Origin of the sequence: Burkholderia arboris, assembly GCF_038723655.1 — a bacterium.
Lineage (GTDB): Bacteria > Pseudomonadota > Gammaproteobacteria > Burkholderiales > Burkholderiaceae > Burkholderia > Burkholderia arboris.
Genome location: NZ_CP109821.1, coordinates 3103674 through 3118943 on the forward strand (window position 1 = coordinate 3103674; position 15270 = coordinate 3118943).

Here is a 15270-nt window from a genome sequence, read left to right on the forward strand (position 1 = left end):
ACGCCCCCAGGTCAACCACTGCGAACGGCGAATCCCCATGACCAAGAAAGTTTACGTAAAGACCTTCGGCTGCCAGATGAACGAGTACGACTCGGACAAGATGGTGGACGTGCTCAATGCCTCCGAAGGCCTCGAAAAGACCGACACGCCGGAAGACGCCGACATCATCCTGTTCAACACGTGCTCGGTGCGTGAAAAGGCGCAGGAGAAGGTGTTCTCCGATCTCGGCCGCGTGCGCGAGCTGAAGGCAGCGAAGCCCGGCCTGCTGATCGGCGTCGGCGGCTGCGTCGCGAGCCAGGAAGGTGCGTCGATCGTGTCGCGCGCGCCGTACGTCGACCTCGTGTTCGGCCCGCAAACCCTGCATCGCCTGCCGCAGATGATCGACGCGCGCCGCGAGAGCGGCCGCGCGCAGGTCGACATCTCGTTCCCGGAAATCGAGAAGTTCGACCACCTGCCGCCCGCGCGCGTCGAAGGGCCGAGCGCATTCGTGTCGATCATGGAAGGCTGCTCGAAGTACTGCAGCTACTGCGTGGTGCCGTACACCCGCGGCGATGAGGTGTCGCGCCCGCTCGACGACGTGCTGACCGAAGTGGCCGGCCTCGCCGACCAGGGCGTGCGCGAAGTCACGCTGCTCGGCCAGAACGTGAACGCATACCGCGGCGCGCTGGCGGCCGGCTCGCCGGACATCGCCGATTTCGCGACGCTGATCGAATACGTCGCCGACATCCCCGGCATCGAGCGGATCCGCTATACGACGTCGCACCCGAAGGAATTCACGCAGCGCCTGATCGACACCTACGCGAAGGTGCCGAAGCTCGTGAGCCACCTGCACCTGCCGGTCCAGCACGGCTCCGACCGTATCCTGATGGCGATGAAGCGCGGCTACACGGTGCTCGAATACAAGTCGGTGATCCGCAAGCTGCGCGCGATCCGCCCCGACCTGTCGCTGTCGACCGACATGATCGTCGGCTTCCCCGGCGAGACCGAGGACGATTTCGACAAGATGATGGCGCTGGTGCACGAGATGCGCTACGACACGAGCTTCTCGTTCATCTACAGCCCGCGCCCCGGCACGCCGGCCGCGAACCTGCACGACGACACGCCGCGCGAAGTGAAGCTCAAACGCCTGCAACATCTGCAGGCGACCATCGAGGAAAACGTCGCGCGCATCAGCGAGTCGATGGTCGGGAAGGTCGAGCGGATCCTCGTCGAGGGCCCGTCGCGCAAGGACCCGAACGAACTCGCGGGCCGCACCGAGAACAACCGGGTCGTGAATTTCCCGGCGCCGCTTGCGTCGCACCCGCGCCTGATCGGCCAGATGATCGACGTGAAGATCAACCACGCGTACCCGCACTCGCTGCGCGGCGAGCTCGTGCTCGTCAGCGACGACGCGAGCGCGGCCACCCACTGATTGACGCTCAACAGGAGCCCGACGCTACTTTGAAGACCGTCCAAGCACTGGAATTCACTGCCCCGCGCGACGACAACGCGCGCCTCGCCAACCTCTGCGGCCCGCTCGACGAGAACCTGCGGCAGATCGAACAGGCACTCGACGTCACGCTCGCGCGGCGCGGCCACCGGATCACGATCCGCGGGCGCGGCGCCAAGCTCGCGCTCGCCGCGCTCGAAAACTTCTACAACCGCGCGCGCGATCCGTTGTCGGTCGACGACATCCAGCTCGCGCTGGTCGAAGTGCGCCACACGACCGGCAACGGCCGCCAGGACACGGTCGACGTGCGCTTCCGCGGCGACCCCGACCATCCGTTCGACGAGCCCGTCGTGCAGCTCGACGCCAGCGAGCCGGAAGAAGAGCCCGGGCCGAAGCTGTACACGCGGCGTGCCGACCTGCGCGGCCGCACGCCCGCGCAGCGCGAGTACCTGAAGCAGATCCTGTCGCACGATGTGACGCTCGGCATCGGGCCGGCCGGCACCGGCAAGACCTACCTTGCGGTTGCATGCGCGGTCGACGCGCTCGAGCGCGACCAGGTCAAGCGGATCGTGCTGACGCGCCCGGCCGTCGAGGCCGGCGAACGGCTCGGCTTCCTGCCGGGCGATCTTGCGCAGAAGGTCGACCCGTACCTGCGTCCGCTGTACGACGCGCTGTACGACCTGCTCGGTTTCGACAAGACGGCCAAGATGTTCGAGCGCCAGATGATCGAGATCGCGCCGCTCGCGTACATGCGCGGCCGCACGCTGAACCACGCGTTCATCATCCTCGACGAGGCGCAGAACACGACGCCCGAGCAGATGAAGATGTTCCTCACGCGGATCGGCTTCGGCTCGAAGGCGGTCGTGACCGGCGACACGAGCCAGGTCGACCTGCCGCGCGGCCACAAGAGCGGTCTCGTCGAAGCACAGCAGGTGCTCGGCGGCGTGCGCGGCATCGCACTCACGCGCTTCACGAGCGCGGACGTCGTGCGCCATCCGCTCGTCGCGCGCATCGTCGAGGCATACGACGAGTTCCACGCGCAGCATCAGGACGGCTGAGCGGCCGCGCACGCGTGCTGCCCCGGCCTGCCGGCCCGGCCCGCCACACGGCGCGCCGGGCTTTTTTTCGCCTGGTTGAATTCGGGTGGGATCGGCCGTTTGGTGTATCCTCAACGCGTCCCAATCGCCGCACGCGTCATGAAATCCTCCCGTTCCCGCAAGTCCGGTCGCGCCGAGTCCGCCGCGCCCGAATCTCCCCGCCTTTCGCTGTTCGATGCGAAGGGCAAGGCCCGGACCGTCAACGCACAAGGGCTGCGGATCGACTTCCCGGACGGCCGCAGCCTGATGTTCGACCTGTCGGGCAGCTCGGGCGACGCGGCTGTCGCGATCGTCGCGCAGCACAACGATCCGGCGATGCGCGCGAAGCTCGCGCTGCAGCCCGAGCACTACGACAGCGTGACGCTGCACGTCGGCGCCGAGCTCGCGCCGCGCGAAGACGACCTCGACGATGCGCCGCGCGCGCTGGAACTCGAGCTGTCCGTGCAGTACGGCGACGAGATCACGAGCGACGTGCGCAAGACGCTGCCCAAGCGCAAGCTGATCGCCGAATGGATCGAGCCGGCGCTGTTCGCGAGCGCGCAGCTCACCGTGCGCTTCGTCGGCGAAAACGAAGGCCGCACGCTGAACGCCGGCTACCGCCACAAGGACTACCCGACCAACGTGCTGACCTTCGCGTACGACGCGGCGCCCGACGGCACCGTGATCGGCGATCTCGTGCTGTGCTGCCCGGTCGTCGAGAAGGAAGCGCACGAACAGGGCAAGCCGCTCACGGCCCATTACGCGCACCTGCTGGTGCACGGCGCGCTGCACGCGCAGGGTTACGATCACGAAACGAGCGACGAGGACGCGGCCGAAATGGAAGCGCTCGAAGTCGACATCCTCGCGAAGCTGGGTTTCCCGAACCCGTACCAGTAAGCCGTCCGCACGATGCGCAACACCGCGACGCTGCCGCCCGCCTACCCGCCGTCGATCGGCGCGGGCCGGCTGCTGACGGAAGACGAGCTCGCGGCATCGCTCGCGCACACGATGCGCGACTGGGACGGCCGGCAGGATCTCTGGCTGTTCGGCTATGGCTCGCTGATCTGGAACCCCGGTCTGCCGACCGTCGCCGCCGTGCGCGGCAAGGTGCACGGCTACCATCGCGGCCTCTACCTGTGGTCGCGCGTGAACCGCGGCACCCCCGAGCGCCCGGGCCTCGTGCTCGCGCTCGATCGCGGCGGTTCGTGCTCGGGCATCGCATTCCGGCTCTCCGGCCCGACCGCGCAGCCGCATCTCGAGACGTTGTGGAAGCGCGAAATGCCGATGGGTTCGTACCGGCCCGCGTGGCTGCCGTGCTCGCTCGAGACCGGCGAACGCGTGAACGCGCTCGCGTTCGTGATGCGCCGCGACGTACCGACCTATACGGGCAAGCTGACCGACCCCGTCGTGAAGGAAGTGTTCAGCTGCGCGGCCGGCCGCTACGGCACGACGCTCGACTACGTGAGCCGCACGGTCGACGCGCTGCGCGCGAGCGGCATTCCCGACCGTGCGCTGGAAGGGTTGCTCGCGCGATGCCGGTGATGCGGCACGACGCCCGCGCATTCGAACGAGGACACCGCCAATGAAACCGTCACGCTGGTCGCGTTACCGGATCGCCACGCTGATCGTCGCCGCGAGCGTCGCGCTGTCCGGCTGCGGGATCCTCGGCTGCGGCGGCGCCGCGACCAACGGCGCGGCCGGCGGCGGCTGCTCGGCCGGCATGCGGTTCTGAGCCGCGCACCGGCGGCGCGCGCGTGCGGCAGAATGCCGCCGACACGGGCCGCCTGCCGCGCAGCGCCTCGCCGGTCTTTCCGCCCCCGTTTTTTACCGCTGCTGCGCCTTCGCCCTTTTCTGAGATAGGATGGACCCGAGGACGATGTCGCGCCCGGCGCGGCCGTCCGCGAGCGGGGCCCGCGCGAGCCGCCCACCCTGGCCGTGCGGCCGGGGTGACACGGTCGCGTCGTGCCCTTGGTGTATCCTTGCCTACTCCGTGACCGCGCGCCCCGGCATGACCCGGGCGCACCACCATGAACGATTCGTATCCCAGTCGTAAGCCAACCGACAAACCGCAAGAAAAGCGCTCGCTGCTCGAGCGCCTGACCGACTTCATCTCGCCCGAGCCCGAATCCCGCGGCGAGCTGCTGGAAATCCTCCAGGACGCCCACGAACGCAACCTGATCGACGCCGACTCGCTGTCGATGATCGAAGGCGTGTTCCAGGTATCCGATCTGTGCGCCCGCGACATCATGGTGCCGCGCGCGCAGATGGACGCGATCAACATCGCCGACAAGCCCGAGGATTTCATCCCGTTCGTCCTCGAAAAGGCGCACTCGCGCTACCCGGTGTACGAGGAGAACCGCGACAACGTCATCGGCGTGCTGCTCGCGAAGGATTTGCTGCGCTTCTATGCCGAAGACGAGTTCGACGTACGCGGGATGCTGCGCCCGGCCGTGTTCATTCCGGAATCGAAGCGCCTGAACGTGCTGCTGCACGACTTCCGCGTGAACCGCAATCACCTGGCGATCGTCGTCGACGAATACGGCGGTGTCGCGGGCCTGATCACGATCGAGGACGTGCTCGAACAGATCGTCGGCGACATCGAGGACGAATACGACTTCGACGAGGAAGCCGGCAACATCATCTCGGGGCCGGACGGCCGCTATCGCGTGCGCGCACTCACCGAGATCGAGCAGTTCAACGAGGTATTCGGCACCGATTTCCCCGACGACGAGGTCGATACCATCGGCGGGCTGATCACCCATCATTTCGGACGCGTGCCGCACCGCGGCGAGAAGCTGCAGCTCGGCAACCTCGTGTTCGAAATCCAGCGCGGCGATGCGCGCCAGGTTCACGTGCTGCTGGTGCGCCGCAACCCGCTCGCCAGCCGCCGCGCCGAAACCTCGCACGAAGACTGACCGTTCCGCGCCAGCCGCGCTTCCTTCAACCGCTCGCCCACTTCCGCTTCACATGGACGATCCGATCCCGTCCCGCCCGGCTGGCGGCTTTCTCGCGCCGGCGCCCGGCCGCGCGCTGCCGCGCTGGCACTACCCGGCCGCGCTGCTCGCCGGCGCGGCCAATACGCTCAGCTTCGCACCGACGCCGCATGGCGGCTGGCTGCAGCTCGTCGTATTCGTCTGGTTTTTCGCGCAACTGACGCGCACGTCGAGCTGGCGCGGCGCCGCGCTCACCGGCGGCGCATTCGGCTTCGGCAACTTCATCAGCGGCATCTGGTGGCTCTACATCAGCATGCACGTGTACGGCGAGATGGCCGCGCCACTCGCGGGCGGCGCGCTCGTGCTGTTCGCGCTGTACCTGTCGCTGTACCCGGCGTTCTCGGCCGGGCTGTGGTCGTTCTGCGCGGGCCATGCGTGGCATCGCCGCACCCCCGACCCCCGCCCGTTCTCGCCGACCTGGCACGGCGCGTTCGCCTTCGCGAGCGCGTGGGCGCTCGGCGAATGGCTGCGCGGCACCCTGTTCACCGGCTTTCCGTGGCTCGCCAGCGGCTACCCGCAGGTCGACGGCCCGTTCGCGGGCTTCGCGCCGGTGGTCGGCGTGTACGGGATCGCGTGGGTGCTCGCGTTGTTCGCCGCGCTGGTCGTGCAGGCGCTCGTCGCCGCGCGCCCGTCGCCCGTGCGTGACGACGGGGCGGGCAGCGCGAACGGCTACGCACGCGTGCGCATCGCCGCGCCGGCCGGCGTGGCGGTTGCGCTCGTCGCGGCCGGCCTCGGGCTGTCGCAGGTCACGTGGACCGTGCCCGCGAACGCGCCGCTCACGGTGCGGCTGCTGCAGGGCAACGTGAAGCAGGACATCAAGTTCGAGCAGGAAGGCATCGACGCGGCGATCAAGATGTACCAGCAGATGATCGTCGAAAAGCCGGCCGACCTGATCGTCACGCCCGAAACCGCGATCGCGGTGATGATCCAGGAGCTGCCCGAGCCGTTCGCCGTCGCGATCCGCAAATTCAGCGACACGACGGGCTCGGCCGTGCTGTTCGGCGCGGTCGGCGCGTCGGTGACCGAGGACGGCCACTACGTCGACTATACGAACAGCCTGTACGGCGTGACGCCGAACTCGCGCGACATCTATCACTACGACAAGCACCATCTCGTGCCCTTCGGCGAATTCATCCCGTGGGGCTTCCGCTGGTTCGTCAACCTGATGAAGATGCCGCTCGGCGACTTCGCGCGCGGCGCGCCCGTGCAGAAACCGTTCCTCGTGCACAACCAGCCCGTGATGGCCGACATCTGCTACGAGGACTTGTTCGGCGAGGAAATCGCCGCGACGATCCGCGACAACCCGCAGCCGCCCGGCGTGCTCGTCAACGTGACGAACCTCGCATGGTTCGGCGACACGATCGCGCTCGACCAGCACCTGCAGATCGCGCGGATGCGCTCGCTCGAAACGGGCCGGCCGATGCTGCGCTCGACCAACACGGGCATGACCGCCGCGATCGACGCACACGGGCGCGTGCTCGGCCAGCTGAAGCCGTTCACGATCGGCTCGCTCGACGTGCGGATCGAAGGCACGAGCGGCTTCACGCCGTACGTGACGAGCGGCAACAACATCGTGCTCGCGGTGTCGTTCGTGCTGCTCGCGTTCGGCTTCACGTTCGGGCCGGGGCTGCGCCGGCGCAACGGCCGGCAGAACGGCGACGGCCAGCCCGAATGACGCAGACGGCCGCCGCTGCGTGCGGCAGCCCATGACCGCGAACCGGCCGGCCGCTCAGGCCTGCCGGGCCGGTTGAACCGGCTGCGCGGCCAGGCTTCGCAGGTCGCGACTCACCGCCTCCATCACCGGCGCCCAGGTACCGAACGCCGGCTGCCGGTACAGCGTCGCGGTCGGATACCACGGGCTGTCCGTGCGTTCGAGCAGCCACGGCCAGTGCGGATTCACGTCGAGCAGCACCCACGTGCGCGCGCCGAGCGCGCCCGCCAGGTGCGCGACCGACGTGCACACGGTCATCACGAGATCCAGCGCGCCGATGAACGCGGCCGTATCGTCGAAGCTCGTCAGCTCGGCCGTGAAGTCCTCGATCGCGAAGCCGGTCGCACGAGCCGCCTCGACGTCCGCCTGCGCGCCCGGCTGCAGCGAATAGAACGCGACGCCGTCGATCCCGCGGAACGCATCGGCATAGCGCTCGAGCCCGACGCGCCGGAACGGGTTGCGCTGGTGGCCCGCACTGCCCGTCCACACGAGCCCGACCTTCAGCCGGCGGTCACCCGCGAGCCGCGCGCGCCATGCATCGCGTGCATCCGGGTCGGCCCGCAGGTACGGTACCGACGACGCGAGCGTCGACGCTTCCATCCCGAGCATCAGCGGCAGGCCGATCAGCGGCACCTCGTAATCGAATGCCGGCAGCACGTCGACGCCGCCGCCCGCGCCGAAACCATCCGCATGCGCGCCGAGGCTGCGCTGCATCAGCGTGCCGACCTGCGGGAACGTATTCCACACGAGCCGGCCGCCCTCGCGATGCACGCGCTCGGCGAGCGGCGCGACGTAGCGGCAGAACTGCAGCACATCACCGAGCCCTTGCTCGCCCCACACCAGCAGCGTCTTGCCCGCGAGCGGCTCGCCCTGCCAGCGCGGGCCCGGCAGCGCCGGCAGGCGGCCGCGCAACTCGCCCGCCCCGTCCCAGCGCGCCTCGTGGCCGCGCCAGCCGGCCGCGTAGTTGCCGCGCACGAGCTGGATGATCGCGAGGTTGAAGCGGTACGACGCATCGTCGGGCGCCAGCTCGCACGCGCGTACGGCGCAGCGCTCGGCATCGTCCCAGCGCTGCGCCTCCTTCATCGCCATCGCGACGTTGTTCATCGCGAGCGCGTTGTCGGGCGCGAGGGCGGCCAGCCGCGCGGCGCACGCGAGCGCGCCGTCGAGGTCGTGCGTCGCGATCCGCGCGACGACGAGATTGATCCACGCCTGCACGTCTTGCGGATCGTGCGTCACGGCCGCGTCGAGCAGCGCGATCTCCTCCGCGCGGTCGCCGCCCGACAGCCGCAGCGCGATCGCGAGGTTGTTGCGCAGCGACGGCCGGCCGGCATCGATCGCCAGCGCCGCGCGGTACGGCGCGACGGCATCCGCGTGGCGGCCGGCCATCTGCAGCGCATAGCCGTGATTGAAGTACGTGCCCGCGCCCGGCTGCGCGCGCGCCGCGCATCCGGCAAGCGCCAGCGCGTCGGCGGTGCGCTGCCGCGCGACGAGTGTCGTCGTGAGCTGCGCGAGCGCGTCGGCATCGACCGCATGCAGATGGGCGGCGGCGGCGAGCCACAGGTCGTGCGCGGCGCGCTCGCCGCGCGCCTGCGCGTCGGCGGCCTGCCCGAGCAGTGCGAGGAATGGCGGAAGCAGCGGAATGAGGATGTCGGTCGGGGCGTCCATGCAGTCGGCGTCGGCAAGCGGTGACGCGGCACGCGTGGCGCGCGCCGCAATAGGCGCAATCTTAACGCCCGCGCGAAGCGGCGCGGCATGCGCGTCGCGGCGGGCCGCACGCAGCCGCGCGGCGCCCGCGGGTCGTGCGTGCGCAGGCCGCGGGAAGCCGGCCGGATGCGGCCTCGCCTGCGTTCCGGTCGCATCCGGCCGCCGATCCGGTAAAATTACGCGTTTCAGCACACTAACAAGCCGCGCCGCCGCGCGAGCCGACCCTCCGGGCACTGCCCGGAGCGCCGCCCGCAACGGAGCGCCAGCGCCACGAAGGCTCTTCATGCTTACGTTTCAGCAAATCATCCTGACGCTGCAGTCCTACTGGGACAAGCAGGGTTGCGCCCTGCTCCAGCCCATCGACATGGAAGTCGGCGCGGGTACGTCGCACGTCCACACGTTCCTGCGCGCGATCGGCCCCGAGCCGTGGCGCGCCGCGTACGTGCAGCCGTCGCGCCGCCCGAAGGACGGCCGCTACGGCGAGAACCCGAACCGCCTGCAGCACTACTACCAGTACCAGGTCGTGCTCAAGCCGGCGCCGGAAAACATCCTCGACCTGTACCTCGGCTCGCTCGCAGCGCTCGGCTTCGACCTGAAGCAGAACGACGTGCGCTTCGTCGAGGACGACTGGGAAAACCCGACGCTCGGCGCGTGGGGCCTCGGCTGGGAAGTGTGGCTGAACGGGATGGAAGTCACGCAGTTCACGTACTTCCAGGAAGTCGGCGGCCTCGAATGCAAGCCGGTGCTCGGCGAAATCACGTACGGCCTCGAGCGCCTCGCGATGTACCTGCAGAAGGTCGAGAACGTGTACGACCTCGTGTGGACCGAGTGGGAAGAGCAAGGCCCGAACGGCCCCGAGCTGCGGCGCCTGTCGTATGGCGACGTGTACCACCAGAACGAGGTCGAGCAGTCGACCTACAACTTCGAGCACGCGAACGTCGACCTGCTGTTCACGTTCTTCAACAGCTACGAAGCGGAAGCGAAGAAGATGATCGACGCGCAGCTCGCGCTGCCCGCGTACGAGCTCGTGCTGAAGGCCGGCCACACGTTCAACCTGCTCGACGCGCGCGGCGCGATCTCGGTCACCGAGCGTGCAGCGTACATCGGCCGCATCCGCGCTCTGTCGCGTCTCGTCGCGCAGGCTTACTACGACTCGCGCGAGAAGCTCGGCTTCCCGATGCTCGGCAATCCGCCGGGCGTGCCGGGCCTCACCACCGACGCCCAGGACGCCGCGCAGCCGGCATGGGCGCCGCCGCTCAAGGTCGAACGCAAGATCGATCAGGACTGACGAGACGAGATTTATTCCAATCATGACGCACAATCATCCCGCCCCCCTGCTCGTCGAACTGCTGACCGAAGAGCTGCCGCCGAAGGCCCTCGCGCGCCTCGGCGACGCATTCGCCGAAGGTCTCGCGCAACGCCTCGCGGCGCGCGACCTCGTCGAAGGCGAACTCGTGTTCGAACGCTACGCCACGCCGCGCCGCCTCGCCGTCGTCGTGCAGAACGTGCGCGCGGTCGCGCCTGACCGGCAAGTCCGCGAAAAAGTCCTGCCCGTGTCGGTCGCACTCGACGCCGAAGGCAAGCCGACGGCCCCGCTCGCGAAGAAGCTCGCGGCGCTCGGCCACCCGAACCTGTCGATCGCCGATCTCGAGCGCGCGCAGGACGGCAAGGCCGAGGCGTTCTTCATCAACTACTCGGCGGCCGGCGCCACGCTCGCCGACGGCCTGCAGGCCGCGCTCGACGAAGCGCTCGCGAAGCTGCCGATCCCGAAATTCATGACGTACCAGCGCCCGGACGGCTCGGACGTGAAGTTCGTGCGCCCGGTGCATCGCCTGACGGTGCTGCACGACGACCGCGTCGTGCCCGTCACCGCGTTCGGCGTCGATGCCGGCGACACCACGCTCGGCCACCGCTTCCTGTCCGACGGCCTGGTCGCGATCCAGCATGCGCGCGCGTACGCCGACACGCTGCGCGACAAGGGCCGCGTGATCGCGCACTTCGCCGATCGCCGCGAAACGATCCGCACGCAGTTGAACGAGCATGCAAACGGCGACACGGTCGTGATGCCCGAATCGCTGCTCGACGAAGTGACGTCGCTGGTCGAATGGCCGGTCGTCTATCCGTGCCGCTTCGAGGACGAATTCCTGCAGGTTCCGCAGGAATGCCTGATCCTCACGATGCAGACGAACCAGAAGTATTTCGCGCTGACCGACGTCGCCGGCAAGCTGCGCTCGCGCTTCCTGATCGTGTCGAACATCGAGACGAAGACGCCGGGCGAGATCATCGAAGGCAACGAGCGCGTCGTGCGCCCGCGCCTCGCCGATGCGAAGTTCTTCTTCGAGCAGGACAAGAAGAAGCCGCTCGCCGACCGCGTGCCGCAGCTCGCGAACGTCGTCTATCACAACAAGCTCGGTTCGGCGCTCGCGCGCGTCGAACGCCTCGAGGCGCTGGCCGGCGAGATCGCCCCCGCGATCGGCGCCGACGCCACGCAAGCGAAGCGCGCCGCGCGCCTCGCGAAGGCCGACCTGCTGACCGACATGGTCGGCGAGTTTCCGGAACTGCAGGGCACGATGGGCACGTACTACGCGCGCCACGACGGCGAAGCCGACGACGTCGCGCTCGCCTGCGCCGAGCACTATCAGCCGCGCTTCTCCGGCGACGCGCTGCCGACCACGCCCGTGTCGACCGCCGTCGCGCTTGCCGACAAGCTCGAGACGATCGTCGGCATCTGGGGCATCGGCCTTGCGCCGACCGGCGAGAAGGATCCGTTCGCACTGCGCCGCCACGCGCTCGGCGTGCTGCGCCTGCTGCTCGAGAAGCAGCTGCCGCTCGACCTCGTGTCGCTGTTGCGCACGGCCCACGCGCGCTTCGAAGGCGTGCCGGGCGTCGCCGAGTCGACCGATGCCATCTTCGCGTTCTTCATGGATCGCCTGCGCGGCCTGCTGCGCGAGCGCGGCTATTCGGCCGGCGAAATCGATGCCGTGCTGAGCCTGAACCCGACGCGCATCGACGATCTCGTCGCGCGCCTCGACGCGGTGCGCGAATTCACGCGCCTCGCGGAAGCCGAAGCGCTCGCGGCCGCGAACAAGCGGATCTCGAACATCCTGAAGAAGTCGGAAGGCGGCGCGAGCGGTTCGGTGCAGCCGGCGCTGCTCGTCGAGGCCGCCGAGAAGGCGCTGCACGAACAGCTCGCGGCCGTCACGCCGCACGTTCAGTCGCAGCTCGAGGCGCGGGCGTACACGGGCGCGCTGTCGGCGCTCGCCGCGCTGCGCGCACCGGTCGACACGTTCTTCAACGACGTGATGGTCAACGCGGAAGATCCGGCACTGCGCGCGAACCGTCTCGCGCTGCTGTTCGCGCTGCACCAGCAGATGAACTGCGTCGCCGACATCTCGAAGCTCGCCGCATAAGGGCCGCACGATGCCGACCAGCCCCAACCGAAAGCTCGTCGTCCTCGACCGGGACGGCGTGATCAACGTCGATTCGGATGCGTTCATCAAGACGCCCGACGAATGGATCGCGCTGCCCGGCAGCCTCGAGGCGATCGCCCGGCTCAACCACGCGGGCTATCGCGTGGTCGTCGCGACCAACCAGTCCGGCATCGGTCGCGGGCTGTTCGACATGGCCACCCTCAACGAGATGCACCTGAAGATGCATCGCGCGGCGGCCGCGGTCGGCGCGCGCATCGACGCGGTGTTCTTCTGCCCGCACACGGCCGAGGATCATTGCGACTGCCGCAAGCCGAAACCCGGCATGATGCAGATGATCACCGAGCGCTTCGAGATCGATCCCGATCACACGCCGGTCGTCGGCGATTCGCTGCGCGACCTGCAGGCCGGCGTCGCGGTCGGCTTCCAGCCGCACCTCGTGCTGACCGGCAAGGGCAAGAAGACGCTCGCTGCGGGCAATCTGCCGCCCGGCACGAAGGTGCACGACGACCTGCGCGCGTTCGCGCTCGATTTCCTTTCTCACGAACACGAGTGATGCGGCTGCCGCGCGCATGCTCCCTAACGCCAGACTCACGCCGATGCGCTTCGTCCGCTCCTTGCTGCTGCTGATCTACTTCATCCTGTACACGGTGCCGTACGCCACCGCGTGCTTCATTGCGTTCCCGTTCATGCGCCCCGACGCGCGCTACTGGATGGCGGCCGGCTGGTGCAAGTCGACGCTGTTCGTCGTGCGCTGGCTGAACGGCATCCGCTACCGGATCGAAGGGATGGAGAACCTGCCCGACGGTCCGGCCGTGCTGCTGTCGAAGCACCAGTCCGCGTGGGAAACGCTCGCGTTTCCGGCACTGATGCCGAAGCCGCTCTGCTATGTATTCAAGCGCGAGCTGCTGTACGTGCCGTTCTTCGGCTGGGCGCTCGGGTTGCTGCACATGGTCAACATCAACCGCAAGGAAGGCAAGAACGCGTTCACCTCGGTGATCCGCCAGGGCAAGAAGCGCCTGTCCGAAGGCGCATGGATGATCATGTTCCCCGAAGGCACGCGCACGCCGGTCGGCAAGCAGGGCAAGTACAAGACGGGCGGCGCGCGCTTCGCAATCGAAACCGGCACGCCGGTCGTGCCGATCGCGCACAATGCAGGTCGGGTGTGGCCGCGCAACTCGTTCACGAAATTCCCGGGCGTCGTCACCGTGTCGATCGGCAAGCCGATCCCCAGCGACGGGCTGACGCCCGATGTATTGAACTCGCAGGTCGAAGCATGGATCGAAGCGGAAATGCGCCGCATCGATCCCGATTCCTATCGCCAGGCGGGCAATGCCGGCACGCGCGATGCCGCGCGCGCCTGACGCCCCGGATTGCAGCCGTTGCGTACGACAAAAAGAAGCGAACTGATGAAACAGCGTCCGCGGCCACGGCCTGCCGTCGTGGCCCTCGATCATCGCCAGATGGATCTGCCGCTCTTCGACGGGCCGGCCGCTGCCCCGTCGGCGCCCGCCGCGCCGACAGCGCCGCCTGAAACCTCACCTGCCTCGCCGCCCAAACCGGGCCCGGCACCCGACCGCTCGCGCGTGCGCACGTTCGCGCTCGACAGCCGCATGCTCGAATACCGGCTGAAACGTTCGGCACGCCGTACGATCGGCTTCACGATCGACGGCAGCGGGCTGTCGATCACCGCGCCGCGCTGGGTCACGCTCGCCGACATCGAAGCAGCGATCTCCGAGAAGCAACGCTGGATCTTCGCGAAGCTCGCGGAATGGAAAACGCGCACCGAGCAACGCGCGCTGCCGCAGATCGACTGGCGCGACGGCGCGCAGCTTCCGTATCTCGGCAAGACGGTGACGATCGCGCTCGGCGCTGGCGCCGTCGCATTCGATGCCGACGCGCTGCGGCTGTCGCTGCCGCTGCCCGTGCAGGCCGACATGCAGCAGATCAAGGATCGCGTGCAGGGCTGGCTGCAGGGCGAAGCGAAACGCATCTTCGGCGAACGCCTGCCGGTCTACGCGGAAAAACTCGGCGTCACGTATTCGATGTATGCGCTGTCGTCGGCCGCGACGCGCTGGGGCAGCTGCTCGAGCGACGGCAAAATCCGCCTGAACTGGCGGCTGATCCATTTCCCGATGTCGATCATCGACTACGTCGTCGCGCACGAACTGTCGCACCTGCGCGAGATGAACCACAGCCCGGCCTTCTGGCAGACCGTCGAATCGATCTTCCCGGAGTTCCGCGAAGCGCGGCACACACTCAAGCATCACCCGCCCGAATTGCTGCCGTCGCTTTGACACGACGCACGCAGCGTGCGCCGCCCAGGAAAAAGGGCGATGCGGGTCACCCCGCATCGCCCTTTTTTGCAGCCGCGGCGCATCTCGCACGCCGCGGCCCGCTCATCCGGCGCTTACTTCTTCTGGATGAACTCGATCTTGTAGCCGTCCGGATCCTCGACGAAGGCGATCACGGTCGTGCCGTGCTTCATCGGGCCCGCCTCGCGCGTGACCTTGCCGCCTTGCGCCTTGATCTTCTCGCACGCAGCGTACGCATCCTCGACCGCCACGGCCAGATGGCCGAAACCGTTGCCGAGATCGTAGGACGGCGTATCCCAGTTGTGGGTCAGCTCGATCACGGTACCCGTGCTCTCTTCTTCGTAGCCGACGAACGCGAGCGTGAACTTGCCTTCCGGATAATCCTCGCGACGCAGCAGCTTCATGCCGAGCAATTCGGTGTAGAACTTGATCGAGCGGTCGAGATCGCCGACTCGCAGCATCGTATGCAGCAAACGCATGTTGTGTACTCCTGTGGGGACTTTCCAGAACCGGAAACTCTACCAGAGTCGGGTGAAACCCGCCGGGGGCGCCTAGCCGGGGGCGCCTAGCCGGGGGCGCCCTGGCCGACGGGCCAGCCGCGGACACCCCGCGCG

General features: G+C 68.4%; 14 protein-coding genes. 12 read left to right on the forward strand and 2 right to left on the reverse strand.

Annotation, left to right across the window (positions count from 1 at the left end; genetic code table 11):
- Positions 1-37 precede the first annotated feature (37 nt).
- The 7 genes from miaB to lnt all read left to right on the forward strand — a co-directional run bounded on the left by miaB (position 38) and on the right by lnt (position 7173).
- The gene (gene miaB / locus OHZ10_RS14580; RefSeq protein WP_059233254.1) at positions 38-1411 is read left to right on the forward strand and encodes a tRNA (N6-isopentenyl adenosine(37)-C2)-methylthiotransferase MiaB; all 1374 of its coding nucleotides are present in this window, start codon (positions 38-40) and stop codon (positions 1409-1411) included.
- A 29-nt stretch (positions 1412-1440) separates the two neighbouring features.
- Positions 1441-2487, forward strand: coding sequence for a PhoH family protein (locus tag OHZ10_RS14585; RefSeq protein WP_059233253.1), 1047 nt, complete (start codon positions 1441-1443; stop codon positions 2485-2487).
- A gap of 138 nt (positions 2488-2625) precedes the next feature.
- Entirely contained in the window at positions 2626-3402 is a 777-nt protein-coding gene (gene ybeY / locus OHZ10_RS14590; protein WP_059233252.1) for an rRNA maturation RNase YbeY, read from the forward strand.
- A 12-nt stretch (positions 3403-3414) separates the two neighbouring features.
- Positions 3415-4047, forward strand: a complete 633-nt coding sequence (locus OHZ10_RS14595) for a gamma-glutamylcyclotransferase (protein WP_059233251.1) — start codon at positions 3415-3417, stop codon at positions 4045-4047.
- 40 nt (positions 4048-4087) lie between these two features.
- Positions 4088-4237 (forward strand): hypothetical protein, encoded by a 150-nt coding sequence (locus tag OHZ10_RS14600; RefSeq protein ID WP_174993177.1) that lies wholly within the window; start codon positions 4088-4090, stop codon positions 4235-4237.
- Between the two features lie 295 nt (positions 4238-4532).
- A complete protein-coding gene (locus tag OHZ10_RS14605; protein WP_059233250.1) occupies positions 4533-5420 on the forward strand; it encodes an HlyC/CorC family transporter in 888 nt (295 codons plus the stop codon).
- Between the two features lie 52 nt (positions 5421-5472).
- A complete protein-coding gene (gene lnt / locus OHZ10_RS14610) occupies positions 5473-7173 on the forward strand; it encodes an apolipoprotein N-acyltransferase (RefSeq protein WP_256085257.1) in 1701 nt (566 codons plus the stop codon).
- Between the two features lie 54 nt (positions 7174-7227).
- Here lnt and OHZ10_RS14615 read toward each other — a convergent pair whose 3' ends face one another.
- On the reverse strand, positions 7228-8874 hold the full coding sequence (locus OHZ10_RS14615; protein ID WP_174993179.1) for a hypothetical protein: 1647 nt from the start codon (positions 8872-8874) through the stop codon (positions 7228-7230).
- Between the two features lie 322 nt (positions 8875-9196).
- Here OHZ10_RS14615 and glyQ point away from each other — a divergent pair, with 322 nt between their 5' ends.
- Genes glyQ through OHZ10_RS14640 form a run of 5 tightly spaced genes read left to right on the forward strand, consistent with a single transcriptional unit; the run spans position 9197 to position 14638 of the window.
- A complete protein-coding gene (glyQ, locus tag OHZ10_RS14620) occupies positions 9197-10201 on the forward strand; it encodes a glycine--tRNA ligase subunit alpha (protein ID WP_081051793.1) in 1005 nt (334 codons plus the stop codon).
- Positions 10202-10223: 22 nt separating this feature from the next.
- Positions 10224-12323 carry a glycine--tRNA ligase subunit beta gene (glyS, locus tag OHZ10_RS14625; RefSeq protein ID WP_174993180.1) on the forward strand — a complete coding sequence of 700 codons (2100 nt, stop codon included), beginning with the start codon at positions 10224-10226 and terminating at the stop codon, positions 12321-12323.
- 10 nt (positions 12324-12333) lie between these two features.
- Complete coding sequence (gmhB, locus tag OHZ10_RS14630; protein WP_059233246.1) at positions 12334-12897, forward strand: D-glycero-beta-D-manno-heptose 1,7-bisphosphate 7-phosphatase; 564 nt, start codon at positions 12334-12336, stop codon at positions 12895-12897.
- Positions 12898-12940: 43 nt separating this feature from the next.
- Positions 12941-13705, forward strand: coding sequence for a lysophospholipid acyltransferase family protein (locus tag OHZ10_RS14635; RefSeq protein ID WP_059233245.1), 765 nt, complete (start codon positions 12941-12943; stop codon positions 13703-13705).
- Positions 13706-13750: 45 nt separating this feature from the next.
- Positions 13751-14638, forward strand: coding sequence for a M48 family metallopeptidase (locus OHZ10_RS14640; RefSeq protein WP_059233244.1), 888 nt, complete (start codon positions 13751-13753; stop codon positions 14636-14638).
- A 113-nt stretch (positions 14639-14751) separates the two neighbouring features.
- Here OHZ10_RS14640 and gloA read toward each other — a convergent pair whose 3' ends face one another.
- Complete coding sequence (gene gloA, locus OHZ10_RS14645; protein ID WP_059233243.1) at positions 14752-15135, reverse strand: lactoylglutathione lyase; 384 nt, start codon at positions 15133-15135, stop codon at positions 14752-14754.
- Positions 15136-15270: the final 135 nt, after the last annotated feature.